The sequence below is a fragment of the Kitasatospora sp. NBC_01250 genome (assembly GCF_036226465.1).
Taxonomy (GTDB): Bacteria; Actinomycetota; Actinomycetes; order Streptomycetales; family Streptomycetaceae; genus Kitasatospora.
In genome coordinates this window covers 5,099,580-5,123,624 of the sequence record NZ_CP108476.1, presented here as the reverse complement: position 1 = coordinate 5,123,624, position 24,045 = coordinate 5,099,580, and the positions used below count along the sequence as shown (strand labels likewise).

Sequence of the window (24,045 nt, the reverse complement as noted above, 5' to 3'; positions counted from 1 at the left end):
CCCGTGGCGCCTGACCGGGACTGTCTTTGACGCCCCGCCAGCCCGTCCGGCGCACCAGGGAAGGCTCTGGGATGGAACTGACCAGCAGCACGCTGGTGTACGTCATGGTGGCGTTCGCCCTGCTGACCACCGCAGCCGTGCTCTGGTTCTGGCCCCGGCTCGCCGGGCCCGGGCCGGTGCACCTGTTCGGCCGCCTCGGCATACTGACGGTCACTCAGGTGGCGGTGCTGGCCATCTGCGCACTGACCTTCAACGACACCTACGGCTTCTACACGTCCTGGCACGACCTGCTGTCGCCCGACACCAGCCAGCTGGCGCTCGGCCCGGTGCCGGGCGGCAAGGGCGGTCCGCCGAACGCCGGCACCCTGGTGCAGCCGGCCGAGGAGAGCGGGCTGTCCACCATCACCGACCTGCCGCAGGGCAGACCGGAGGAGGTCGGCCGGGTGGATTCCATCCGGGTGACCGGCAAGGCCACCGGGATGTCGGACCAGATGTTCATCTATCTGCCACCCGAGTACTTCAATCCGAAGTACTCCCGGGAACGCTTTCCTGTCGTGCTCTCCCTGGCCGGTTTTCCGGCCCCCGCGCTCGCCCTGCTGAGCGACCTGCACGCCCCGCAGACCGCCTGGGAGCTGCAGCGCACCGGCCGGATGGCACCCACCATCGTGGTCATGGCCCGGCCCGCGGTGGCCGCCCCGCGCGACACCGAGTGCGTGGACGTCCCGGGCGGCCCGCAGAGCGAGACCTGGTTCGCGAAGGACGTGCCCGCCGCGCTGCGCTCGGCCTACCGGGTGAGCCGCTCGGCCGCTTCCTGGGGCGTGTTCGGCTACTCCACCGGCGGCGCCTGCGCGCTGCGCCTGGCGCTGCGCGACCCCGACGCCTACGGCGCGGCGGCCTCGCTGCACGGGGACTACCAGGTGGTGCCCGACCCGTGGGCCAGCGGCGACCTGTTCGGCGGCAACCAGCAGCTGGCGCAGAGCTACGACCTGGGCTGGCGACTGCACAACCTGCCCGTCCCGAAGAGCTCCCTGATGATCGTCACCACCCGGACGGAGGAGGACTACCCGGCCACCGAGCAGTTCCTGAACTCGGTGGCGCCGGTCACCGCCGCGCACCCCGAACTCGTCGTCGACTCGCTCTTCCTGCCCGACGGCGGCCACAACTTCGATGCCTGGCGCCGGGAGCTGCCCGCCTCGCTGGAATGGATGAGCGACCACCTGGCGACGCCCCAGGACCGCGAACCGCGGACCTGAGCGGGCGTCGAGGCGGCCGGCGAGGGGCCGCCGGAAGGGGCGCCGACCCGGGTCAGCGCCCGATGATCAGGCTCATCGCCTCGGCGCGGGTCGCGGGGTCGCGCAGCTGGCCGCGGACGGCCGAGGTGATGGTCTTGGCGCCGGGCTTGCGGATGCCGCGCATCGACATGCACATGTGCTCGCACTCGATCACCACGATCGCGCCGCGCGGCTCCAGGATCCGCATCAGCGAGTCGGCGATCTGGCTGGTCAGCCGCTCCTGCACCTGGGGGCGGCGGGCGTAGACGTCGACCAGCCGGGCCAGCTTGGACAGGCCGGTGATCTTGCCGCTGGTCGCGGGTATGTAGCCGACGTGCGCCACGCCCTGGAACGGGACCAGGTGGTGCTCGCAGGTCGAGAACACCTCGATGTCCTTGACCAGCACCATCTCGTCGTGGCCCAGGTCGAAGGTGGTGGTCAGCACGGACTCCGGCTGCTGCCAGAGGCCGGCGAAGATCTCCTTGTAGGCCCGCGCGACCCGGGCCGGGGTCTCCAGCAGCCCCTCGCGGTCCGGGTCCTCGCCAACGGCGATCAGCAGCTCGCGCACCGCGTTCTCGGCTCGCTTCTGGTCGAAGGTGCCGACGGCGGCCTGTCCGTCGAGCGTCACCGGATCGATCATGCGAACCTCACACACGTAGCTGGGAAGGGTGAGCGGCACCGCTCACCACGAATGCCGCGCCTCCAGGGTACAAACCCTGGAAACGCGGCATCCATTCCGTTCGGCGTTCGTGGCCGTCCGGCGCAGGGGGTCAGCCCTCCGAGGAGTCCCCGCCGACCGGCGGGAGCTTGACGATGTCCACCGGGGCGGCATCGACGGAGGCGGCGGAGCCGTTGGTCAGCGCCAGCTCCTTCGGGGACTGCACCGGCGGGCGGGTCGACGGGGTGCGTCGGGCCGAACCGGTCCAGGCCGGGCGGGCCGGGCGCTTCACGATGGGGGCGAAGATCTCGGCGATCTGCTCCTTGTTCAGGGTCTCCTTCTCCAGGAGCTCCAGCACCAGGTTGTCGAGCACGTCGCGGTTCTCGACCAGGATCTCCCAGGCCTCGTTGTGCGCGTTCTCGATCAGCTTCTTGACCTCCTCGTCCACCAGCCCGGCGACCTCTTCCGAGTAGTCGCGCTGGTGGCCCATCTCGCGGCCCAGGAAGGGCTCGGAGTTGTCGGAGCCGAACTTGATCGCACCCAGGCGCTCGGTCATGCCGTACTGGGTGACCATCGCGCGGGCCGTGGCGGTGGCCTTCTCGATGTCGTTCGAGGCGCCGGTGGTCGGGTCGTGGAAGACCAGCTCCTCCGCCGCGCGCCCGCCCAGCATGTAGGCCAGCTGGTCGAGCATCTCGTTACGGGTGGTCGAGTACTTGTCCTCGTCCGGCAGCACCATGGTGTAGCCGAGCGCCCGACCGCGGGACAGGATGGTGATCTTGTGCACCGGGTCGCTGTTCGGGCAGGCCGCCGCGACCAGGGCGTGGCCGCCCTCGTGGTACGCGGTGATCTTCTTTTCCTTCTCGGACATGATCCGGGTGCGCTTCTGCGGGCCGGCCACCACGCGGTCGATCGCCTCGTCCAGCGTGACGTTGTCGACCAGCTTCTTGTCCGAGCGGGCGGTCAGCAGCGCGGCCTCGTTGAGGACGTTCGCCAGGTCCGCACCGGTGAAGCCCGGGGTGCGCTTGGCGACGGCCTTGAGGTCGACGTCCGGCGCGACCGGCTTGCCCTTCTGGTGCACCTTGAGGATGTCCAGGCGGCCCTGCAGGTCGGGGCGCTCGACGGCGATCTGCCGGTCGAAGCGGCCCGGGCGCAGCAGCGCCGGGTCCAGGATGTCCGGGCGGTTGGTGGCGGCGATCAGGATCACGCCGCCCTTGACGTCGAAGCCGTCCATCTCGACCAGCAGCTGGTTGAGGGTCTGCTCGCGCTCGTCGTGACCGCCGCCGAGGCCGGCGCCGCGGTGGCGGCCGACCGCGTCGATCTCGTCGACGAAGACGATCGCCGGGGCGTTCGCCTTGGCCTGCTCGAAGAGGTCGCGCACCCGGGAGGCACCGACACCGACGAACATCTCGACGAAGTCGGACCCGGAGATCGAGTAGAACGGCACGCCCGCCTCACCCGCGACAGCGCGGGCGAGCAGGGTCTTGCCGGTACCGGGCGGGCCGTAGAGCAGCACGCCCTTGGGGATCTTGGCGCCGACCGCCTGGAACTTGGCCGGCTCCTGCAGGAACTCCTTGATCTCGTGGAGCTCCTCGACCGCCTCGTCGGCGCCTGCGACGTCGGCGAAGGTGGTCTTCGGGGTGTCCTTGGTCAGCAGCTTGGCCTTGGACTTGCCGAACTGCATGACCCGCGAGCCGCCACCCTGCATCTGGTTCATCAGGAAGAGGAAGACCAGCACGATGATGACGATCGGCAGCATCGAGAGCAGCAGGCTGACGAAGGTCGACTGCTTCTCGGGGCTGATCGTGTAGCCCTGCGGAAGGTTGCCGGCGTCCTGCTGCTTCTGCAGCTCGGTGGCCAGCGCGGTGCCCTGGCCCTGCTCGTTGATGTATGAGGCCTGGAACTTGCTACCGGAGGGTGCCTTCCCAGAGCTGCCGGGGACGAGCGTGGCGCCGTCCTTCAGCTGGATCTTGATGGTCTGGGAATCACCGGTGGTGAGCTGGGCCTGCTTGACCTGGCCAGCGTCGATCGCCGCAACCACCTGGCCGGTGTCCACCGTCTTGTAGCCGTTCGAGTCCGAAACGACCTGCATCAGCACAATGACGGCGACGACTGCCAGGAGGATCCATGCGATCGGCGCGCGGAAGTATCGCTTGACGTCCATCCATGCGGGGCGTTGCCGCCCCGTCCCTCCTGCCACTCAACGGCACCCTCAGGACCGATTGGTCCCTCGGTGCAATCCGATATGTGCGAGTGCACTCCGCCCTCGTCAACACGCTCGTACGACGAGAGGGTAATTTGACCGTACAGCAGTAGTGCCCCGCTCTGTGGAAGCAAGGCGCCACCACTCTGTGCAGTTGTACGCCCGCCGACTCCAACGGGTGAAATCGGCGGACTGTTCCCCGGCGTCCCGCCTTCGGCCCAGCGGGGCGCTCAGCCGCCGTAGACGTGTGGGGCGAGCGTACCGATGAACGGCAGGTTGCGGAGCTTCTCGGCGTAGTCCAGGCCGTACCCGACCACGAACTCGTTGGGGATGTCGAAGCCCACGTACTTGACGTCGATCTCCACCTTGGCGGCGTCCGGCTTGCGCAGCAGGGTGCAGACCTCCAGCGAGGCCGGACCGCGCGAGCCCAGGTTGCCGAGCAGCCAGGACAGCGTCAGGCCGGAGTCGATGATGTCCTCGACGATCAGCACGTCGCGGCCGGCGATGTCGGTGTCCAGGTCCTTGAGGATCCGCACCACCCCGGAGGACTTGGTGCCCATCCCGTAGGAGGAGACCGCCATCCAGTCCATCGTGACCTGTGAGTGCAGCGCCCGGGCGAGGTCGGCCATGACCATGACCGCACCCTTGAGGACGCCGACGATCAGCAGGTCCTTCCCGGCGTAGTCCCGGTCGATCCGCTCAGCCAGCTCCAGCAGCTTCGCGTCGATCTCGTCCTTGCTGATGAGCACCTTCGCCAGGTCGGCGCCCATGTCCTTGTCGTCCACCGGGAGTACGTCCTCAAGGGTTTGTGGTCCTGTGCCGGCGGTCAGTCGTCCTGCCGCCGAAACACCAGGTTGCCACACCTTCGGGTGACCTCGACGCCCCCGGGTAGCTGCAGCGGCCCCTGGCCGCGCCAACCGGTGACCAGCAGGTCGACCGTCTCCAGGTGGCGGGCGAACAGGTCACCGGCCGGGGAGCCGGTGCGCAGCGCCGCCCGGCGCAGCACCCGGCGGCGCACCGCGGCGGGCAGCTCGGCCAGCGCGGCCACCGGCAGCACCCCCTGGCCGGCGCTGCGGTCCGGGCCCTGCTCGGGCCGGTAGAGCTCCTGCTCGGCCCGCCCGGCCCACTGGTCCAGCGCGTCGGCGTCGTCCCGGAAGAGCCGGGCGGTGCGGGCCAGGGCCTCCACCACGCCGTGGCCCAGGTGCTTCTCCAGCACCGGCAGCACCTCGTGGCGCACCCGGGCCCGGGTGTAGGCGGGGTCCAGGTTGTGCGGGTCGTCCCAGACCGGGATGGACTGCGCCGCGCAGGCCTGCCGGGTGGCGGCGCGGTCCAGGTCGAGCAGCGGGCGGCGGTAGCGGCCCTTCTGCGCGGGCATGCCGGCCAGCGAGCGGGCGCCGGAGCCGCGGGCCAGGCCCAGCAGCACCGTCTCGGCCTGGTCGTCGCGGGTGTGGCCGAGGAAGACCGCCAGCGCCTGGTGGCGGTCGGCAGCCTCGTCCAGGGCGGCGTAGCGGGCGTCCCGGGCGGCGGACTCCGGCCCGCCCTGCCGGCCGACCCGGACCGGAACGGCCTCCACCGGGTCCAGCCCGAGCGCCCGCAGGCGTTCGGCGACCTGGCGGGCCCGCTCGGCGGAGCCGCTCTGCAGGCCGTGGTCGACGGTGACCGCGCCGACCCGCAGGCCGAGCTTGGGGGCCTCGAAGGCGGTGGCGATGGCGAGCGCCATGGAGTCCGCGCCACCGCTGACGGCGACCAGGACCAGCGGGGAGCCGGGAGCGGCGGGGATCCGGGGCAGCCCGGAGGGATGGCGGCGGGCGTTGCCGATCAGCACGGTGCTCGGCGCACAGACGCTCGCGGCGGCCACCGGTGAGGTGGCGGCCGGGCCGGCGGGGGCGGACCCGGCGCAGGCGGAGCCGACCGGGGTGGGGACGGCTGCGGTGGGAACGGGGATCGGTGCGGCGCGGCGCGGGGCGGCGGCCGGGATCGGGACGGCGGCCTCGGCCGCGAGGTCCATCAGAGCGCGGCGGACGGCCAGGCGTATCGCCGCGACGGCGGGGTGTGGGCCCACGGTGGAGCAACTCCTCAGGCTGGTGGTGACCGAACGCTCACAGATCGTCGCAGAAAGGTGGGCGGCCCTTGGCCCCCCGCGCCACCGGTACGACCACCGTCCCACGGACGGGTGAATGAAGAAACGTTCCGCCGACACTCCCCCTCACTCGTCCGGGGGCTTTGGCTGGGACTGGCGTCCGACTCGGGCCACCCAGGCGGCCGGGTCGTGGATCTCGTCCTTGGTCGGCAGGGTGTTCGGCGAGGTCCAGATCCGGTTGAAGCCCTCCATGCCGATCCGGTCCAGCACTCCGCGCACGAAGACCGCGCCGTCCTGGTACTGGCGCAGCTTGGCGTCCATCCCCAGCAGCTTGCGCAGCATCAGGTCCAGTCGGCTGGCGCCCTTGTCCCGGCGGCGCTGGAACTTCTCCCTGATCTCCAGCACGCTGGGCACCACGGCCGGCCCGACCCCGTCCATCACCACGTCGGCGTGCCCTTCGAGCAGCGACATCACCGCGGTCAGCCGGGCCAGGATCTCGCGCTGGTTCGGAGTCTGCACCACGTCCAGCAGGGTGCCGGCGCCGCTGCTCGGCCGCTCGCCCGGGGCCAGCACCTCGCGCAGCCGCTCCAGCAGCGCCATCGGCTCCACGTCGGTCTCGGCCAGGAAGGCCTGCACCTCGGACTGCACGTGGTCGCGCAGCCAGGGCACGGCGCTGAACTGGGTGCGGTGGGTCTCCTCGTGCAGGCAGACCCAGAGCCGGAAGTCGTGCGGATCGACGTCCAGCTCCCGCTCCACCTGGACGATGTTGGGGGCCACCAGCAGCAGCCGGCCGGGCCCGGTGGGGTCGCCGCCGAGCCTGGGCTGGTCGAGGAGGTCGGCGGGGTCGGCCGGGGCGCTCACGGGGCCCGCGCCCGGGTCGGGGGCGGCGAAGGTCTCGTACTGGCCCAGCACCTTGCCGGAGAGCAGCGCCAGCACCGCGCCCACCTCGACGCCGGTCACCTTCTCGCCGACCGCGCCGAGCACCGCGCCGCCGGGCGTCTCGGCCCGCCGGGCGGCCAGCTTCTGCACCAGCGGGCGGATCACCGTGCGGAAGCCCGCGACATTGGCCCGCACCCAGCCCGGGCGGTCCACCACCAGCACCGGCGCGGACCCGTCGGCGGCCAGCCGGGCCGGGCGCATGCCGGTGTACTCGCGCACCGCGCCCTCGGCCGCCAGCGCGTGCCCGCGCAGCTCGCTCACCACGGTGCGGGCTTCCTCCCGGGTGACCTGCGGGCCCGGCCGGGCCAGCCGGGTCGCCGTCGCGACCGCGAGATTCCAGTCGACCATGTCAGCACCGCCGCTCGCGCTCGTCATGCCCTCACGGTACGTGCTGGCGGCCCCCGGCCCCACCCCTGCGACCGCTCGGAACCGGGCTACTTGCAGCCGCAGGAGACCAGCTTGGCCACGATCCGGTCCATCGCCGCCCGGGCGCTGGTGGCGTCGGCCGGCGTCCTGGTCATCAGTGCGAAGGAGAGCAGCCGCCCGTCGGCGTCCACCAGGGTGCCGGCCAGCGTGTTGACGCCGCTGAGGCTGCCGGTCTTGGCCCGCACCACGCCGGCTCCGTCGGCCGAGCCCTGGGCCGCGACGAAGCGCTTGTCCAGCGTCCCGGTCAGCCCGGCGATCGGCAGGCCGGTCAGCACCGGGCGCAGCTGCGGGTGGTCGGGGGAGGCGGCCAGCGCCAGCAGGTCGGCCAGCACCACCGGCGGGATGGTGTTGTGGACGTTCAGCCCGCTGCCGTCGTTGATCGAGACCCCGGCCATCGGGATGCCCAGGCCCGCGAGCGTCTGGGTGACCGCCTGCGCCGCGCCGTCGTAGCCGACCGGCTGGTGCTGGGCCACCGCCACCTGCCGGGCGACCGCCTCGGCGAGCGTGTTGTCGGAGTTGGTGAGCAGCCGCTCCACCAGCCGTGGCAGCACCGGGGACTGCACCTGGGCGATCGGCGCGGCGTTCGCCGGGGCCTGGGTCTGGGCGGGCTTGCCGTCGACCTTGACGCCCTGGGCACCGAGCAGGTCGGTGAACTTGGCCACCGCCTGCGCGGCCGGGTCGGCCACCCGCACCGGGGCGTCGACGTCCTGGGTGGCGTCCACCCGGCCCTCGTCGATCATCAGCGCGGACATCGGACCGATGTTGGTGCCGTCGTTGAACTTGTGCGCCGCCGGGCCGGTGTACAGCGAGGTGTCGTACGACAGGTGCACGGTGGTGACGCCGGCCGCCTTGAGGGCGGTGGCGGTGCGGTTCGCCAGGTCGATCAGCGAGGCGGGCGCCGAGTCGGCGTCCACCGGGGAGCCGCCGATCCGGATCTGGTCCGCCGGCAGGCCGGTCAGCGTCGGATCCCCGCCGCCCACCAGCACGATGTCCGCGGGGGTGGCGCCGTGCACCACCTTGGTGGTCAGCCGGGTGTCGGCGGGCAGCAGGCTGAGCGCGGCCACGGTGGTGGCCAGCTTGGTGGTCGAGGCGGGGGTGGACGGGGTGGTCTCGCCCGAGCCGAGCAGCAGCTTGCCGCTGCCGCCGTCGGCGATCGCGAAGGTCAGCGTGCCGAGCGCCTTGTCCGAGGTGAGCTGGCCGAGGGCAGCGGTCAGGCCCGCCGCGGTCGGCAGGCCGTCGCCGCCGGTGGTGACGGCCGGGGCGAGCACCGCCGCCGCGGCCGGGGGTGCGCCCGGCGCTGCGGCCGGTCCCGAGGCGGGCTCCTGGGCGTACGCCCGCTGCCCCGCCGTCCCGCCGCCGACCAGCAGGGCCAGGCCCGCCACCCCCGCGACCACGCTCGCGCCGACACCGCCGCGGACCCCCGCACGTGTCCCTGCCCCTGTCACAGCCCATCCCCTTTCCACAGCACTCCCTCGCGTAGGAGACACTTGGATTCTGTCAGTCCCTACCTTGGAGGAACCGTTGGAGTTCGACGTCACCATCGAGATCCCGAAGGGCTCCCGTAACAAGTACGAGGTCGACCACGAGAGCGGTCGCCTTCGGCTGGACCGGATGCTCTTCACCTCGACCCGCTACCCGGCCGACTACGGCTTCGTCGAGGGCACTCTCGGCGAGGACGGCGACCCGCTGGACGCCCTGGTCATCCTCGACGAGCCGACCTTCCCCGGCTGCCTGATCAAGTGCCGCGCGATCGGCATGTTCCAGATGACCGACGAGGCGGGCGGCGACGACAAGCTGCTCTGCGTCCCGGCCACCGACCCGCGCTGGGAGCACCTGCGGGACATCCACCACGTGTCGGAGTTCGACCGTCTGGAGATCCAGCACTTCTTCGAGGTCTACAAGGACCTGGAGCCCGGCAAGTCCGTCGAGGGCGCCGCCTGGGTCGGCCGGATCGAGGCCGAGGCCGAGATCACCGCCTCGATCAAGCGTCTGCAGGAGTCCGGCGACGCGCACTGACGCCAGCCGGTCGTTCTCGTTCTTTCGAGGCCCGCTGACGGCTGGTGTTCCCGGAGGCCGGGGCTGATGGAGTGTCATCCATCGGCCCCGGCCTCCGCCGTGCGCCCGGCTTCCGCGCCGGGTCAGACGACCGCGCGGATCTCGCCGACCACCGCGCCGCCGCCGTGCAGCGGCACGGTCCCGATCCGCGCCAGCACCTCCTCGGCGCCGGGCAGGCCGATCCGGCGCAGCACGGCGGCCAGCACCGGGCCGAGCGCCCGGCTCGCACCGTCGTCGATCTTGAAGGCCAGCGCCCGGCCGTCCGGCAGCGCCACCGCCTGCACGGCCTCGGCGCCCATCTTGGACAGCGCGCCGGGCACCGCCCGCATCAGCCAGGTGTCCGGGCGCCGGGTGCCGGCCACGTACTCGGGGTGGGCGCGCATCGCGTCCGCCACCCGGCGCGGCGCACTGCCCTCCTCGGCGCGCAGCAGCGCCCGGTAGCCGCGGGCCAGGCCCACCAGCGAGACGGCGTGCAGCGGGGCGCCGCAGCCGTCGGTGCCGGCCGCGGCTATCGCCTCGTCGGCGTGCTCGGCCAGCGCCTCGGCGGCCAGCAGCTGGATCGGGTGCTCCGGGTCCAGGTAGTTCGCGGTCGGCCAGTGGTTGGCCATGCTGGCGGCCAGCCAGGCGGCGTGCTTGCCCGAGCAGTTCATCACCAGCGGCTCGCGGTGCCCGCCGCCGGCCAGGTAGTGCTCGGCCTCCACCGGGTCCAGCGGCAGGTCCGCCGGGGTCCGCAGCGCGTCGGCGGTCAGCCCGGCGGTCGTCAGGATCCGCCGCACACCGTCCAGATGAAACGATTCTCCGGAGTGGCTCGCGGCAGCGAGCGCCAGCAGCTCGCCCTCGATCGGCAGGCCCGCCCGCAGCGTGGCCACGGCCTGGAACGGCTTGTTGCACGAACGCGGGAAGATCGGCCGCTCGGGCTCGCCGAGGGCGAAGTCCACCGACCCGTCGGGGGCGAGGACGACCAGCGAGCCACGGTGGTGGCCCTCGGTGAAACCGGAGCGCACGACCTCGGCGAGGACGGGCAGCTGGGCGGCGGAGTCAGGCATCGGCGGTAGCGGCCTTCCGGGACGGTGAGGGAGGGACACCGGCCCCCGCAGGCCCGCTGGGTCTCAGTCGGGCAGGTGGGGACCGGCCAGCAGGTCGTCGACCCGCGCTTCCCCCTCACGGTACCGCCGGGTGATCTCGGCGCTGCAGCCGTCCGCCGTGCGCTGCAGCAGCTGCCGGCGCCCGGAGACCTCGCGCTCGTGCGCGGTGAGCCGGTCCAGGGCGGCGAGCAGTTCGGCGGAGGCGTGCGCGGCCAGGTCGGCCAGCTGGACGTCGCCCATCAGGGCGTCGGCCTGCGCCTGGTACTGCTCGCCGCGCGGGGTGCCGAGGGTGACGTGCCGAGCCGACTGGCGCACGTTGGAGGGGGCGTCGGCGAGGATCTGCGGCAGCCGGTGCAGCAGCGTGTCGGGACGCGGCGGGCGCGGGTGGCGGTCCAGGGTGCGGCGGTCGAGTTCGGCCCGCAGGATGTCCACCCGGCCCTGCAGCAGCCGGCGCAGGTACGACAGGTCGGCCTCCTGCTCCAGGGCGTCGCGGCGCAGCGTGCGCAGCTCGTCCAGGGCCAGGCCCGCGGTGTCCAGTACAGCCGCCGCCGGCACCACCGCCACTGGCTCCGCGCCCGGGGCCTTCGGCCCGCCGGGCACCCTGTTCGTCTCCATTACCCAACCGCCTGCCATCGCTCTGTTCCCACCCTTGCCGCCCCTCCCCCCGTTGCACGCCCAGCGGCCCCGGCGGGTTCCCGACGTCCGGGGCCGTCACCCACTCGGGCGAGCGCCGTCAGTACGGGCATACGAACGCCACGAACGGCCGTCCGGGTCGCCGGCGCGGCCGACTTGGGCATCGTGCCACCCCGGGCCCGCCCGCGGGGCGTGGATGCACCCGAACGGGCGCCTGGCGAACGGGTAGCCCTGCACCGGACGCGGGTGCGGCGGGCCGGTCGGGCGCGGGCACAATGGCCGGCATGCGAGCAGTGGTGCAGCGGGTGAGCGAGGCCGCCGTGACGGTGGCCGGGGAACAGGTCGGCGCGATCAGCGGGCCGGGGCTCTGCGTCCTGGTGGGGGTCACCCACCAGGACACCGAGGAGCAGGCGGCGGCGCTGGCCCGCAAGCTGTGGACGCTGCGGCTGTTCCCCGGCGACGGGACGGAGCTGTCCTGCTCCGACCTGGCCGCACCGCTGCTGGTGATCAGCCAGTTCACGCTCTACGGCGACGCGCGCAAGGGCCGCCGCCCCACCTGGAACGCCGCCGCCCCCGGGCCGCTCGCCGAGCCGCTGGTGGCCGCGGTGGTCGAGCAGTTGCGCGCGCTGGGCGCCGAGGTGGCCACCGGCCGGTTCGGGGCGGACATGAAGGTCTCGCTGGTGAACGACGGGCCGTTCACCGTGCTGGTGGAGGTCTGAGGCTCCCGGGCCGTGCCTACGGCGCGACCACGGCGTCCTGGCTGGCCGGCACCGTGCCGGCCAGCAGCACCGCGTCGAGCGGCACGTTCCGCTTGACCAGGGCGAGCGCGATCGGGCCCAGCTCGTGGTGGCGGGCCGAGGAGGTCACGAAGCCCAGCGCCCGCCCGTCCGGCTCGGTGGCCAGGCGCACCTCGGTGCCGTGCGGGGGCAGCACCTCCTCGGTGCCGTCCAGGTGCAGGAAGACCAGCCGGCGCGGCGGCTTGCCCAGGTTGTGCACCCGGGCCACCGTCTCCTGGCCGCGGTAGCAGCCCTTGTTCAGGTGCACCGCGGAGTTCAGCCAGTCCACCTCGTGCGGGATGGTGCGGTGGTCGGTCTCGAAGCCCAGCCGCGGGCGGTGCGCCTCGATCCGCAGCGCCTCGTACGCCCAGATCCCGGCCGGGGTGCCGAACCCCTGGGCCAGCTCGGCCAGTTCGGCGCGCGGCAGGAACAGGTCGCGCCCGTAGGGCAGTTCGCGCACCGCGGCGGCTGCGGTGACCTCGGCGGCGGAGCCGGCCGGCAGGTGCACCACGGCGAACTCGGCGGTGGCGTCGGCGATCTCGACCCGGTACATGAACTTCATGCGCTCCAGGTACTCGATCAGCGCGCCCTGGGTGCCGGGCTCGACGTGCGCCCAGCTGGTGGTGCCGTCGTCGACCAGGTAGAGGGCGTGCTCGACGTGCCCGTTCGGGGAGAGGATCAGCGCCTCGGTGGCCTGGCCCGGCGGCAGCGCGCTGACGTGCTGGGTGAGCAACAGGTGCAGCCAGGCGAGCCGGTCGGGGCCGGTCACGGTGACCACCCCGCGGTGCGACAGGTCGGTGAAGGCACGGCCCGCCGCCAGCTCGCGCTGCTCGCGGAAGAGGTCGCCGTAGTGGGCTGCGACGCCCTCGTCGGCTCCCTCGGCGGGGACGGCTCCGGGCAGGGACAGCAACGGGCTCTTCATGCCCGCCAGCTTAGAGGGTCCGCCAGTAGGGGGCCGGCGTCGCGACGCCGGCCCCCTACTGGCGGACCCTCTAAGACCGGCCTGCTACGACTGCGGCTCGGCGAGCCGGGCGGTGCAGTCGGCGCAGCGGCCGAAGATGGCGAAGTGCTTGAGGTCGGTGTCGAAGCCGTGCTGGGCGCGCAGGCTCTCGATCAGCGGGGTGGCGATCGCGGTGTCGGTCTCGGTCACCGTGCCGCAGTCCCGGCAGACCAGGTGCAGGTGGTGGTGGCGGTCGGCCAGGTGGTAGGTCGGGGCGCCGTGACCCAGATGGGCGTGCGAGACCAGGCCGAGCTCCTCCAACAGCTCCAGGGTCCGGTAGACGGTGGAGATGTTGACGCCGCTGGCGGTGCGCCTGACCTCCACCAGGATCTCGTCCGGGGTGGCGTGGTCGAGCGCGTCCACCGCCTCCAGCACCAGCTGGCGCTGGGGGGTGAGGCGGTAGCCGCGCTGACGCAGGTCGCTCTTCCAGTCGCTGGAGGCGGCCGCTCCGTTGTTCGCCACGCTGCTCTGCACCTGCCCTGGTCGCCGGCCGTGCCCGCACCCGGGCCGTGCCGACAAGTGTAGGGACCAGGGCGCGGGCGGGCGGCTCAGCGGAAGAAGGCGATCCCGTCGTCCGGCAGGTCGTTGATGTCCTCGATCAGCTGGGCGGGGCTGAGCACCTTCTTCAGCTGCGCAGACATGTACGGGCGCAGCGGCACCTCGGGGGCGGCCTTCTCGCCGACCCAGAGCAGCTCCTCGTTGACGAAGCCGTAGAGCCGCTTGCCACCGCTGTAGGGGGCCGAGCCCTCGATCCGGGCGACCGCGTCGGTGGACACGTTGACCTGCGGCTTGCCGTCGGCCAGCTCGCCGTACCAGACCTCCACGGTGCCGTCGTCGCGGACCATGGAGATCTCCACGCCGCGCACGCCGCTGGTGCCGTGCTGGTTGCTGGTGATCCGCCAGAAGCCGTGCTCGTTCTCCAGCGGGCGGATCTTCTCGCCCTCGCTGTTCAGCACCCAGGTGCGGGAGCGGAACTCCAGGAAGGGCCGGCCGTCGTGCCGGAAGACGACCTCCTGGCCGAAGTTGCACTTCTCGCTGCCCGGGAAGTCGAAGACGCCCGCGCCCTCCCAGGTACCGAGGAGGAAGGCCAGCGGAACGACGTCCTTGTGGAGGTCAGAGGGGATCTCGATCATGGTCCTGTATCGCAGTCGTCGGCGGTGGGCTCCCCCTACGGTACGGGAGAGGTCAGCGCTGGCCCTGGTACAGCTTCGAGACGGAGAAGATGGCGAACCAGACGATCACGACGGCCATGATGCCGAGCAGGCAGTCGAAGAAAAGCTCGAGACCACTCACGGTGGGGCTCCCGGTGCGGTGATGGCGGACAGGACGATGACGGCGCGAGTCTATCCGGCGGGGCCGCGCGGCTCGCGGTGAGGGGCGCCACACGCGCCGTGCCGGGCCCTCTAGGCTGACGGGATGTCGAAGAAGCTGGTCATCAAGGTCACCGCCGGAGCCGACGCGCCCGAGCGCTGCTCACAGGCGTTCACGGTGGCGGCCGTCGCGGTCGCCAGCGGGGTGCCGGTCTCGCTCTGGCTGACCGGGGAGTCCTCCTGGTTCGCACTGCCGGGGCGGGCAGCCGAGTTCGAGCTGCCGCACGCCGCGCCGCTGCCGGAGCTGCTGGAGTCGATCCTGGCGGCGGGCACGGTGACGCTGTGCACCCAGTGCGCGGTGCGGCGCGGCATCGAGCAGGCGGACACGCTGCCTGGTGTCCGGATCGCGGGCGCCCAGGTCTTCGTCAGTGAGATCATGGCCGACGGCGTCCAGGCGCTCGTCTACTGAGTCGTCCGAGTCGTCCTACTGCGGCCCCGGCCGCCCCTCGTGGGCGGGACCCTCATGGGCGGGCCCCTCGTGATCGGGCTTGTCGCGGTCGTGGCCCGGCTGGTCCCAGCGGGGGTCGTCCCAGCGCGGGTCCTGCCACCAGTCGTCCTCGGGGTCGCGCTTGTTGGCGAAGACCGCGGCCAGCGGCGGTATCACCATGGCGACCACGCACATCCCGATCGCCGCGCCCACCGAGAAGAACCGCACCACGCCCCACGCGAGGACGAAGAGCCCCAGGCAGACGCCCATCGCGCCGAAGTAGTAGTAGTGCCTGCGCCGCTGCTGCACACCCCCAACGGTAGCCCCGCAACGCGCCTGGAGCCCCCGTCGGGACGGGGGCTCCAGGAATTCCGCGACGCTCGCCGCAGTGGCTCAGACCGCGATCGGGACCTCGGTCAGGGCGCCCTGGGAGGCGACCACCTTGCGGTCCACGGTCGCGCCGGGCACCAGCGCGCGCACGGTCCAGCTGCCGGGGGCCGCGAAGAAGCGGAACTGCCCGGTGGCCGAGGTGGGCACCTCGGCGGTGAACTCGCCGCCGTCGTTCAGCAGCCGCACGTAGCCGCTGACCGGCTCGCCGTCACGGGTCACCGAACCCTGGATGATCGTCTCGTTCGCCACGTCAACTCCTGCCAGGTCCGGCCCGCCAGCCTTCGCACCACACATGTCGTCTGTCTCCTCGTTGCTCGGGTACGGCGCGGTGCCGGTCAGGCGCCGATCTCGATCGGCACGCCCACCAGGCTGCCGTACTCGGTCCACGAACCGTCGTAGTTGCGGACGTTCTCCTGGCCGAGCAGCTGGTGCAGCACGAACCAGGTGAGCGCCGAGCGCTCGCCGATCCGGCAGTAGGCGATGGTGTCCTTGGACAGGTCGACGCCCTCCTGCGCGTAGAGCGCGCGCAGCTCGTCGTCGGACTTGAAGGTGCCGTCGTCGTTGGCGTTCTTCGACCACGGGATGTTGCGGGCGCTGGGCACGTGGCCGGGGCGCTGCGACTGCTCCTGCGGCAGGTGGGCCGGGGCGAGCAGGCGGCCGGAGAACTCGTCGGGCGAGCGCACGTCGACCAGGTTCGTGGTGCCGATGGCGGCGACCACGTCGTCGCGGAAGGCGCGGATCGCGGTGTTCTGGGCCTGCGCCTTGTACTCGGTGGCCGGGCGGCTGGGGACCTCGGAGCCGTCGACCAGGTCGCGCGAGTCCAGCTCCCACTTCTTGCGGCCGCCGTCCAGCAGGCGGACGTCGCCGTGGCCGTACAGCTTGAAGTACCAGAAGGCGTACGAGGCGAACCAGTTGTTGTTGCCGCCGTAGAGCACCACGGTGTCGTCGTTGGCGATGCCCTTGGCGCTCAGCAGCGCCTCGAAGCCGGCCTGGTCGACGAAGTCGCGGCGCACCGGGTCCTGGAGGTCCTTCTTCCAGTCGATCCGGACGGCGTTCCTGATGTGGTTCTTGTCGTACGCGGAGGTGTCCTCGTCGACCTCGACCAGGACGACCTTGGCGTCGTCCAGGTGGGCCTGGACCCAGTCGGCGTCGACCAGGACGTCGCTGCGGCTCATGATGTGTCTCCATCCGGGGGCGGTTGGCGGAAGGTGAGGGTGCCGGGCGGCGCGCTGCGGGCTCCGGGTCGCCGGTCCCGGGCCGATCGTCGAAGATGTCCGAAAATCAGTCCGAATAGTGGGACGAAGCAGAGGATGCAGGGTCCCGGCCCGAAAGCTGGGGCAAGGGCGCCGCGAGGCGGGTTTTCAAGGGGCGGCCGCAGACGGGAAGTGCCTGGTCGGGCCGGAAGAACGGGCGTGGCAGCAGGTCGATTCTGCCGGAGCCGGCTGCCTACTAGCGCATTCGACACAGGCAGGCGGCCACGCGGCAGAGGTCCACCGCCCGCCGCTTCGTGAGATCCGCCTGTCGCTTCATGGGGACGATGCTAGGGAGCCGGGCCCGCCCCTGTCATCAGCGTATCGAATGGCGAGACTAAAATGGTCGAATAGTGAGATTTGACCCGCGCTTGCCCGTGCCCTGCCCCGCGGCCCGCCCCCAAGGATCAGCTGTTGGACAGCCGGACGTGGGAGCCGCCGAACTTCAGCGCCAGGCCGTCCGGCTCCGGGGTGACCTGGTCCAGGTCGAGGCCCACCGGCATGCCCTGCAGGGTGAAGCTCCGGGTGCCGATCGCCGAGTCGACCGCCGAGCCGATCCCCGGCAGCGCGCCCAGCCCGGACAGCTCGCCCACGCTGTCCACCAGCACCTTGTTGCCCTCGGTGCGCAGCTTGACCGTGGCGCTGATCTTCTGCCCCAGCATCGAGGCGCTCACCTTGACCTGGCCGGGACCGCCGTAGCCGAGCGACATCCGGGAATCGAGGTCGAGCAGGGTCTGCACCTGCTGGTAGCTGATCCTCCCGGTGCCGGTGCCCGAGTCCACCGTCGCGGAGTTCTCGTCACCGCTGATCCGAACACCCTTCAGATCGGCCGCGAAGTCGCTCAGTTGGAAGCTCTGACCGGCGCCGCTCAGCTGCACCGCCGAGGCCGAGATGTGCAGGTCGTCGACCTTGCGGTCGATCAGGTCGGTCAGGAACGGGAAGTCGCCGATGGAGACCGAGGGCTTGCCGGTGATGCCCTGGTGGCCCGCCAGCTTGTCCGCCGCCTCGTTCTGCGCCACCACCACCGCGATCCGGTCGGCGCCCACCAGCAGGCCGGCCAGCACCGCGACGGCGATGACCGCCTTGATCCAGCTGCGCATCGCACACTCTCCCCGTCGGTTCCGGTCCTGGTCGTCTACCGCGATACGACGATCCGACACCACCCTTGGTTCCGAACAACCGCTCGATGCCCGGCCGCCGGAGCCGGGGCACCGGCCCCGCCCCCGGCCGCCGGATGCCACCCGGCGTCCCGCTCAGCCCCCGGCGAACGGCGGCAGCACCTCGACGGTGCCGCCCTCGGTCAGCTCGACGGTGGCGTGGTCGCGCCCGCCCACCGGCGCGCTGTCCACCAGGTAGGAACAGATGCCCAGCAGGCGGACGAAGGCCGACCGCTCGGCGTGCCGCGCCCTCGCCTGGGCCAGCGCCTCGGCGAGGCTGGCCGCCCGGTACGGCTCCTCGGCGACGCCCGCCTCGGCCTTCGCGGCGGCCCAGTAGCGGATCGTCCCGGTCACCACGGTGGTGGAGGGCTCGGTGGTCGCGGTCATGGCGGCCCCTTCTCGAAGGTGTACACATACGTGTGCCGGTCGGTGCCGTGCTCCATGATGGCCCGCGCCCCCGACCGACCGGGAATCGCGCAGGCCAGCACGGTCGTACCCCGGGCGCACGGCCGTGAACGCGACCTTGATCACGCCTGGTGGCCCCTTCGCCGACCGGGTCCGTTGGGCTATTCTCAAGGCGTAAGGGATCCGGGCAGAGTCGCCCCCGGGTCCTTTTGTGCTTTCAGGGCTCCGAACCGGACGTCCTTGCGAGTGGCAGCCCACGCGGAGAAACACCACGCGGCGAAGAAAAGAGGACGACCCGGGTATGAGTTCTCTCCTCCTGCTCACCAACGCACTGCAGCCATCGGCGGAGGTGCTGCCGGCCCTTGGACTGCTGCTGCACCAGGTGCGGGTGGCCCCGGCCGAGGGGTCCGCGCTGGTCGATACGCCCAGCGCCGACGTGATACTGGTCGACGGCCGGCGCGACCTGCCACAGATCCGCAGCCTGTGCCAGCTGCTGCGCTCCACCGGCGTCAGCGCCCCCCTGCTCCTGGTGGTCACCGAGGGCGGACTGGCGGCGGTCACCGCCGAGTGGGGGATCGACGACGTGCTGCTGGACACCGCGGGCCCCGCCGAGGTGGAGGCCCGGCTGCGCCTGGCGGTGGGCCGCCAGCAGCAGGTGACCACCGACGAGAGCCCCACCGAGATCCGCAACGGCGACCTGACCGTGGACGAGGCCACCTACTCGGCCAAGCTCAAGGGACGGGTGCTCGACCTCACCTTCAAGGAGTTCGAGCTGCTCAAGTACCTCGCCCAGCACCCGGGCCGGGTCTTCACCCGGGCCCAGCTGCTGCAGGAGGTCTGGGGCTACGACTACTTCGGCGGCACCCGCACCGTGGACGTGCACGTGCGGCGGCTGCGGGCCAAGCTCGGGGTCGAGCACGAGCAGCTGATCGGCACCGTGCGCAACGTCGGCTACCGCTTCGTGATGCCCGCGCAGGGCGAGAAGGGCGAGCGCGGCGGCGCCCCGAGCGACTTCGAGCAGCCCGTGACCGACCCGGCCGCCGCGCGTTAGGCCGTGCCTAGTGCCGCGCGTGTCGTCCCGGCCTCCCGGCGGGACCGCCCCGCTGGGGGGCTGGACAACACGCGTAGACTCCCTGCGTGGCCAAGGTGACGCGTGACGACGTAGCTCGACTGGCTGGGACCTCGACCGCGGTCGTCAGCTATGTCATCAACGATGGCCCGCGCCCGGTCGCGCCCGCGACCAAGGAGCGGGTGCTCGCCGCGATCGAGCAGCTCGGCTACCGGCCGAACAGCGTCGCCCAGGCGATGGCCTCCCGGCGCACCAACCTGATCGGCATGATCGTGCCGGACGCCCGGCAGCCCTTCTTCGCCGAGATGGCGCACGCCGTCGAACGCGCCGCCTCCGACCGCGGCAAGCTCGTGCTGATCGGCAACTCCGACTACGCCGACGACCGCGAGATGCACTACATCCAGGCCTTCCTCGGGATGCGGGTCTCCGGCCTGATCCTGGTCAGCCAGGGTGCCCCGCAGCGCGCCGCCAAGGAGTTCGCCGCGATGGAGGGCGCCAAGGTGGTGCTGCTGCACCGCCGCCCCGACGCGATCGACGACGTTTCGGTGGTGACCGACGACGTCGGCGGCGCCGAGCTGGCCGTGCGCCACCTGCTGGAGGAGCACGGCCATCCGTACGTGGCCTGCTTCGGCGGCCCGGTGGAGTCCCCCGCGCCCGGCGACCCGGTGATCGACCACGTCGAGGGCTGGCAGCGGGCCATGGACGCCCACGAGCTGCCGGCCGACCAGCATCTGATCGACGCGCCCTTCCACCGCTACGGCGCCTACGAGGTGGCGCTGGAGCTGCTGCGCTCGCCGAACCGGCCGCCGGCCGTCTTCTGCTCCACCGACGACCAGGCGATCGGCGTGCTGCGGGCCGCCCGCGAGCTGGGCCTGCGGGTCCCCGAGGACCTCGCGGTGGCGGGCTTCGACGACATCCCCGAGGCGGCGCTGGCCGACCCGCCGCTGACCACGGTGGCCAGCGAGCGCGAGGCGATGGCCCGCGCGGCGGTGGAGCTGGTCCTGGACGACTCGCTGATGGTGCCGGGCTCCGGCACCGAGCGGGTGCGCAAGTTCCCCTCGCGGCTGGTGGTGCGGCGTTCCTGCGGCTGCCCGGGTGAGGACACGGGGTCCGCAGGGTAGCTCGCCTTTATGAGAAGTCAACGGGCTTCTCTGGGCGTTCTGACTCGACTCTCATCCATTCTTCATGCCCCGGGCGGACGGTTTGGTCCATGAGCGACCAGTACCGCACCACCGCAGATGAGTCGGGGTATCCGCTCCCGCCGAAGCCGGCCGGAGCACCCACCGCTCACGAGGACACCACGGTCTTCCCGGTCACCCCCGGCTACCCGGGCGAGCCGGTGTACACCGCCGGCCCCGACTACCCCGGCGCGGACGCCGGCGGCCAGCCCCCGTACTACGGACCGCCGCCCACCCTGCTCGGCCAGGCGCCCGAGCCCGCCGGCCCCGCGCACAGGGCCCGCAGCGGCTTCCTGCGCGGCCGGCTCGCCCTGGTCACCGCCGTCGCGGCGGTCGCCGCGGTCCTCGGCGGCCTGGCCGGCGGCGCGGTCGCCGACGCCCGGCACAGCAGCAGCACCACCGCGAGCTCGACCACCCTGGTCAGCCCGGTGGCCGCGAAGTCCGACGGCACCGCGAACGTCGCCGCCATCGCCGCCAACCTCTCCCCCAGCGTCGTCCAGATCACCGTGCAGACCAACTCCGGCACCGCGACCGGCACCGGTGTCATCCTGACCGCGAACGGGCAGATCCTCACCAACTACCACGTGATCGCCGGCGCCGTCAGCCAGGACGGCACGATCACCGTGATGTACCAGAACGGCAGCAAGACCAGCGCCACGGTCACCGGCAGCGACAAGTCGATGGACGTCGCGGTGATCACCGCGAGCGGCGCCAGCGGCCTGACCCCGGTGGCCTTCGGCGACTCCGACGCGCTCTCGGTCGGCGACCCGGTGGTGGCCATCGGCAACCCCGACGGCCTGACCGGCACCGTCACCTCCGGCATCATCAGCGCCAAGAACCGCCAGGTCACCGTGCAGGTGGACGAGACCACCACGCGCGGCAACGGCGGCTTCGGCTACCCGTACTTCCCCGGTTACGGCGGCAACGGCCCGTCCCTCGGCTCCGGCTCCGGGTCCGGCTCCTCCTCCGACAGCGCGACCTACTCGGCGCTGCAGACCGACGCCGCACTCAACCCCGGCAACTCCGGCGGCCCGCTGATCAACTCGGCCGGCCAGGTGATCGGGATCAACTCGGCGATGTACTCCGGCAGCGGAAGCAGCTCCAGCAGCAGCAGCCAGGCCGGCAGCGTGGGCCTCGGCTTCGCGATCCCGATCAACGCCGTCAAGCAGGTCCTGCCGAAGATGCAGGCCGGCCAGACGCTCTAGGCCGTGTCTCACAATTCCCGCCAGGCGCGCGACGCCGGGCATCCCGGCTCACCCCGGGTGCGCCCGGTCACCCCGCCCGAACCCGCACAATGGCTAGACCCCTTCCAGACCCAGAGAGGGCCACACCGCCGATGACTCCCCCCGCCGACGACCGCACCCCTGCTGAGCAGCCGACCGCCGCGCGCCTGCTCGTGGTCGACGACGAACCCGCGCTGCGCGACGCGCTGGAGAGCAGCCTCGCCTTCGAGGGTTACGAGGTCACCACCGCCACCGACGGCTACGAGGCACTGGAGGCCGTCGAGCGCGACCAGCCCGACCTGGTGCTGCTCGACATCATGATGCCCCGGATGGACGGCCTGACCGCCGTGCGCCGGATGCGCTCGCGCGGGGACACCGCGCCCGTCCTGATGCTCACCGCCCGCGACGCCGTCGGCGACCGGGTCACCGGCCTGGACGTGGGCGCCGACGACTACCTCGCCAAGCCCTTCGAGCTGGACGAGCTGCTCGCCCGGGTCCGCGCGCTGCTGCGCCGCAACGCCCTCGCCACCGAGGCGGCCGCCCGGGCCACCGCCGTCGAGGACGACTCCGAGGTGCTCGCCTTCGCCGACCTGCGGATGAACACCGCCACCCGCGAGGTGACCCGCGACGGCCGTCCGGTGGAGCTGACCCGCACCGAGTTCATGCTGCTGGAGATGTTCCTGGCCCACCCGCGCCAGGTGCTGACCCGCGAGCAGATCCTCAAGGCGGTCTGGGGCTTCGACTTCGAGCCCTCCTCCAACTCGCTCGACGTCTACGTGATGTACCTGCGCCGCAAGACCGAGCAGGGCGGCATGCCGCGCCTGATCCAGACCGTGCGCGGAGTGGGCTACGCTCTGCGCGCGCCCAGCGGGGCGACGGCCTGAGAATCATGGCGCGCAAGGCAGGAGCACGGGGGCGGGGACGGATGAAGGGGTGGTACCGGGGCAGGTCGCTGCGCAGCCGGCTGGCCATCATGGCTTCGGTGGCGGTCGCGCTGGCGATCGCGATGTGCTCGGTGGCCGCCTGGTTCATCGTCCAGGAGAAGCTCTACGACCTCCAGCGGGTCCAGCTCTCCAACGTGCCGCTGCCTTCGGTGCCGTTCACCCACACCCTGCCGAGCTGCGCGACCACCGCCCCCGGGGCGCTGACCCAGGTCAAGACGGCGAACACGGAGTGGGAGGCGGCTCATCCCAACGGGCCCTTCCCCGGGCCGGGCCGCGGCGGCGACTCGGAGTACCTGCCCGCCGGCAGCACCAGCGTCTGCCTGAGCCTGGGCGCCAACCGCGCCATCGTGGTGGCCCCCTCCGACTACGACGTGCTCAACCTGCCCCCGAACCAGGGCAACTTCCGGCAGGGCCACTTCACCGACGGCACACCGGCCATGATCCGGGTCACCCACTACGTGGACCGGGCCTCCGGCCAGGACATGGTGATGCTGCTCGCCTCGCCGCTCACCGACGTCGACCACTCGCTGCAGCAACTGGCCTTCCTGCTCGCGGGCGTGGCCGCCATAGGCGTGGCCGTGGCCGGCATCACCGGCCGCATCGTGGCCCGCGCCGCGCTCAAGCCGGTGCACGACCTCACCGACCTGGTCGAGCACATCGCCCGCACCGAGGAGGTCGGCACCACCATCCCGGTGCACGGCAACGACGAGATCGCCCGGCTCTCCGACTCCTTCAACTCGATGAGCACCGCGCTGGCCAACTCCCGCGAACGGCAGACCCGGCTGATCGCCGACGCCGGGCACGAGCTGCGCACCCCGCTCACCTCGCTGCGCACCAACGTCGACCTGATGATCCGCAGCGACTCCACCGGTCGCCCGCTGCCGCCCGCCACCCGCACCAAGCTGCTGGGCAACATGAAGGCGCAGATGCAGGAACTCACCCTGCTCATCGGCGACCTGCTGCAGCTCTCCCGGCCCGACTCGCCGCGCCCCGGGCAGAACGTGGCCACCGTCGCGTTCCACGACATCACCCAGCGCGCCGTGGACCGGGGCAAGCTGCGCGGTCCCGGGCTGACCTTCAACGTGGTGCTGGAGCCCTGGTACGCGCGGGCCGACGCCGCCGCGCTGGAGCGGGCCGTGATGAACCTGCTGGACAACGCCGTGAAGTACAGCCCGCCGGCCGGCTCGATCGACGTCGAGCTGCGCGAGGGCCGGCTGACCGTGCGCGACCGCGGGCCCGGCATCCCGGTCGACGAGCTGCAGTACGTCTTCGACCGGTTCTGGCGCTCCCCGTCCTCCCGGCAGCTGCCCGGCTCGGGCCTCGGGCTGTCGATCGTGGCGCAGACCGTCCAGGACTCCGGCGGCCAGGTGGCGCTGGGACCGGCCCAGGACGGCGGGCCGGGGGCGCTGGCGGTCATCCGGATGCCGGGCGCGCCCCGGCCGCCGAGCGGGCCGGGCGGCGAGCCGGCCGAGCACTGAGCGAAGGTCCGTCCCGTGCCGGTCCCGCCCG

At 72.2% G+C, this 24,045-nt stretch carries 26 protein-coding genes; 9 read left to right on the top strand and 17 right to left on the bottom strand.

The window, feature by feature from the left end; all coding sequences use genetic code 11:
• Positions 1 to 71 precede the first annotated feature (71 nt).
• Entirely contained in the window at positions 72 to 1,253 is a 1,182-nt protein-coding gene (locus OG500_RS21560) for an alpha/beta hydrolase (protein WP_329582621.1), read from the top strand.
• Between the two features lie 52 nt (positions 1,254 to 1,305).
• On the opposite strand, the gene folE is transcribed toward OG500_RS21560, so the two are convergent.
• From folE to dacB, 6 genes are all read right to left on the bottom strand, one after another.
• Positions 1,306 to 1,911 carry a GTP cyclohydrolase I FolE gene (folE, locus tag OG500_RS21555; protein WP_327068318.1) on the bottom strand — a complete coding sequence of 202 codons (606 nt, stop codon included), beginning with the start codon at positions 1,909 to 1,911 and terminating at the stop codon, positions 1,306 to 1,308.
• Between the two features lie 130 nt (positions 1,912 to 2,041).
• The gene (ftsH, locus tag OG500_RS21550) at positions 2,042 to 4,090 is read right to left on the bottom strand and encodes an ATP-dependent zinc metalloprotease FtsH (RefSeq protein ID WP_327068317.1); all 2,049 of its coding nucleotides are present in this window, start codon (positions 4,088 to 4,090) and stop codon (positions 2,042 to 2,044) included.
• Between the two features lie 269 nt (positions 4,091 to 4,359).
• The gene (gene hpt, locus OG500_RS21545; protein WP_035798821.1) at positions 4,360 to 4,914 is read right to left on the bottom strand and encodes a hypoxanthine phosphoribosyltransferase; all 555 of its coding nucleotides are present in this window, start codon (positions 4,912 to 4,914) and stop codon (positions 4,360 to 4,362) included.
• A 41-nt stretch (positions 4,915 to 4,955) separates the two neighbouring features.
• Complete coding sequence (tilS, locus tag OG500_RS21540) at positions 4,956 to 6,191, bottom strand: tRNA lysidine(34) synthetase TilS (protein ID WP_329582617.1); 1,236 nt, start codon at positions 6,189 to 6,191, stop codon at positions 4,956 to 4,958.
• A gap of 144 nt (positions 6,192 to 6,335) precedes the next feature.
• The gene (locus OG500_RS21535) at positions 6,336 to 7,523 is read right to left on the bottom strand and encodes a zinc-dependent metalloprotease (RefSeq protein ID WP_327068315.1); all 1,188 of its coding nucleotides are present in this window, start codon (positions 7,521 to 7,523) and stop codon (positions 6,336 to 6,338) included.
• 59 nt (positions 7,524 to 7,582) lie between these two features.
• The gene (gene dacB, locus OG500_RS21530; protein WP_327068314.1) at positions 7,583 to 9,019 is read right to left on the bottom strand and encodes a D-alanyl-D-alanine carboxypeptidase/D-alanyl-D-alanine endopeptidase; all 1,437 of its coding nucleotides are present in this window, start codon (positions 9,017 to 9,019) and stop codon (positions 7,583 to 7,585) included.
• A 76-nt stretch (positions 9,020 to 9,095) separates the two neighbouring features.
• Between dacB and OG500_RS21525 the strand changes: the two genes are divergently transcribed.
• Entirely contained in the window at positions 9,096 to 9,590 is a 495-nt protein-coding gene (locus tag OG500_RS21525; RefSeq protein ID WP_184936162.1) for an inorganic diphosphatase, read from the top strand.
• Positions 9,591 to 9,712: 122 nt separating this feature from the next.
• Here the strand turns inward: OG500_RS21525 and OG500_RS21520 are convergent, their stop codons facing one another.
• Together OG500_RS21520 and OG500_RS21515 are read right to left on the bottom strand one after the other, a co-directional pair.
• Positions 9,713 to 10,675, bottom strand: coding sequence for an asparaginase (locus OG500_RS21520; protein WP_329582614.1), 963 nt, complete (start codon positions 10,673 to 10,675; stop codon positions 9,713 to 9,715).
• A 63-nt stretch (positions 10,676 to 10,738) separates the two neighbouring features.
• Positions 10,739 to 11,329 (bottom strand): RsiG family protein, encoded by a 591-nt coding sequence (locus OG500_RS21515; RefSeq protein WP_327068310.1) that lies wholly within the window; start codon positions 11,327 to 11,329, stop codon positions 10,739 to 10,741.
• A 302-nt stretch (positions 11,330 to 11,631) separates the two neighbouring features.
• Between OG500_RS21515 and dtd the strand changes: the two genes are divergently transcribed.
• Positions 11,632 to 12,066 (top strand): D-aminoacyl-tRNA deacylase, encoded by a 435-nt coding sequence (dtd, locus tag OG500_RS21510; RefSeq protein WP_327068309.1) that lies wholly within the window; start codon positions 11,632 to 11,634, stop codon positions 12,064 to 12,066.
• Positions 12,067 to 12,082: 16 nt separating this feature from the next.
• On the opposite strand, the gene ygfZ is transcribed toward dtd, so the two are convergent.
• From ygfZ to OG500_RS21495, 3 genes are all read right to left on the bottom strand, one after another.
• On the bottom strand, positions 12,083 to 13,045 hold the full coding sequence (gene ygfZ, locus OG500_RS21505) for a CAF17-like 4Fe-4S cluster assembly/insertion protein YgfZ (protein WP_327068308.1): 963 nt from the start codon (positions 13,043 to 13,045) through the stop codon (positions 12,083 to 12,085).
• Between the two features lie 84 nt (positions 13,046 to 13,129).
• Complete coding sequence (locus tag OG500_RS21500; RefSeq protein ID WP_327068307.1) at positions 13,130 to 13,585, bottom strand: Fur family transcriptional regulator; 456 nt, start codon at positions 13,583 to 13,585, stop codon at positions 13,130 to 13,132.
• An 86-nt stretch (positions 13,586 to 13,671) separates the two neighbouring features.
• Positions 13,672 to 14,256, bottom strand: coding sequence for an FABP family protein (locus OG500_RS21495; protein ID WP_329582610.1), 585 nt, complete (start codon positions 14,254 to 14,256; stop codon positions 13,672 to 13,674).
• Positions 14,257 to 14,539: 283 nt separating this feature from the next.
• On the opposite strand from OG500_RS21495, the gene OG500_RS21490 reads away from it, so the two are divergent.
• Positions 14,540 to 14,902, top strand: a complete 363-nt coding sequence (locus OG500_RS21490) for a DsrE family protein (RefSeq protein ID WP_329582608.1) — start codon at positions 14,540 to 14,542, stop codon at positions 14,900 to 14,902.
• A 15-nt stretch (positions 14,903 to 14,917) separates the two neighbouring features.
• Here OG500_RS21490 and OG500_RS21485 read toward each other — a convergent pair whose 3' ends face one another.
• The 6 genes from OG500_RS21485 to OG500_RS21465 all read right to left on the bottom strand — a co-directional run bounded on the left by OG500_RS21485 (position 14,918) and on the right by OG500_RS21465 (position 18,104).
• The gene (locus OG500_RS21485; protein WP_329582606.1) at positions 14,918 to 15,229 is read right to left on the bottom strand and encodes a DUF3099 domain-containing protein; all 312 of its coding nucleotides are present in this window, start codon (positions 15,227 to 15,229) and stop codon (positions 14,918 to 14,920) included.
• Positions 15,230 to 15,313: 84 nt separating this feature from the next.
• Positions 15,314 to 15,604, bottom strand: coding sequence for a DUF1416 domain-containing protein (locus tag OG500_RS21480; RefSeq protein WP_327068303.1), 291 nt, complete (start codon positions 15,602 to 15,604; stop codon positions 15,314 to 15,316).
• Positions 15,605 to 15,645: 41 nt separating this feature from the next.
• Positions 15,646 to 16,485: a sulfurtransferase gene (locus tag OG500_RS21475; protein ID WP_327068302.1), complete on the bottom strand. Its 840-nt coding sequence runs from the start codon at positions 16,483 to 16,485 to the stop codon at positions 15,646 to 15,648.
• Between the two features lie 274 nt (positions 16,486 to 16,759).
• Entirely contained in the window at positions 16,760 to 16,840 is an 81-nt protein-coding gene (locus OG500_RS38215) for an Ms5788A family Cys-rich leader peptide (RefSeq protein WP_369405619.1), read from the bottom strand.
• Positions 16,841 to 16,967: 127 nt separating this feature from the next.
• Positions 16,968 to 17,660, bottom strand: coding sequence for an LmeA family phospholipid-binding protein (locus OG500_RS21470; RefSeq protein ID WP_327068301.1), 693 nt, complete (start codon positions 17,658 to 17,660; stop codon positions 16,968 to 16,970).
• Positions 17,661 to 17,813: 153 nt separating this feature from the next.
• The gene (locus OG500_RS21465) at positions 17,814 to 18,104 is read right to left on the bottom strand and encodes a MoaD/ThiS family protein (protein ID WP_329582604.1); all 291 of its coding nucleotides are present in this window, start codon (positions 18,102 to 18,104) and stop codon (positions 17,814 to 17,816) included.
• Positions 18,105 to 18,423: 319 nt separating this feature from the next.
• Here OG500_RS21465 and OG500_RS21460 point away from each other — a divergent pair, with 319 nt between their 5' ends.
• The 5 genes from OG500_RS21460 to OG500_RS21440 all read left to right on the top strand — a co-directional run bounded on the left by OG500_RS21460 (position 18,424) and on the right by OG500_RS21440 (position 24,014).
• The gene (locus tag OG500_RS21460) at positions 18,424 to 19,173 is read left to right on the top strand and encodes a response regulator transcription factor (protein WP_327068299.1); all 750 of its coding nucleotides are present in this window, start codon (positions 18,424 to 18,426) and stop codon (positions 19,171 to 19,173) included.
• A gap of 86 nt (positions 19,174 to 19,259) precedes the next feature.
• Positions 19,260 to 20,312 carry a LacI family DNA-binding transcriptional regulator gene (locus OG500_RS21455; RefSeq protein WP_327068298.1) on the top strand — a complete coding sequence of 351 codons (1,053 nt, stop codon included), beginning with the start codon at positions 19,260 to 19,262 and terminating at the stop codon, positions 20,310 to 20,312.
• 89 nt (positions 20,313 to 20,401) lie between these two features.
• A complete protein-coding gene (locus tag OG500_RS21450) occupies positions 20,402 to 21,574 on the top strand; it encodes a S1C family serine protease (protein WP_327068297.1) in 1,173 nt (390 codons plus the stop codon).
• Between the two features lie 131 nt (positions 21,575 to 21,705).
• Positions 21,706 to 22,476: a response regulator transcription factor gene (locus OG500_RS21445; protein WP_327068296.1), complete on the top strand. Its 771-nt coding sequence runs from the start codon at positions 21,706 to 21,708 to the stop codon at positions 22,474 to 22,476.
• Between the two features lie 89 nt (positions 22,477 to 22,565).
• A complete protein-coding gene (locus tag OG500_RS21440) occupies positions 22,566 to 24,014 on the top strand; it encodes a HAMP domain-containing sensor histidine kinase (protein ID WP_329582601.1) in 1,449 nt (482 codons plus the stop codon).
• Positions 24,015 to 24,045 lie beyond the last annotated feature (31 nt).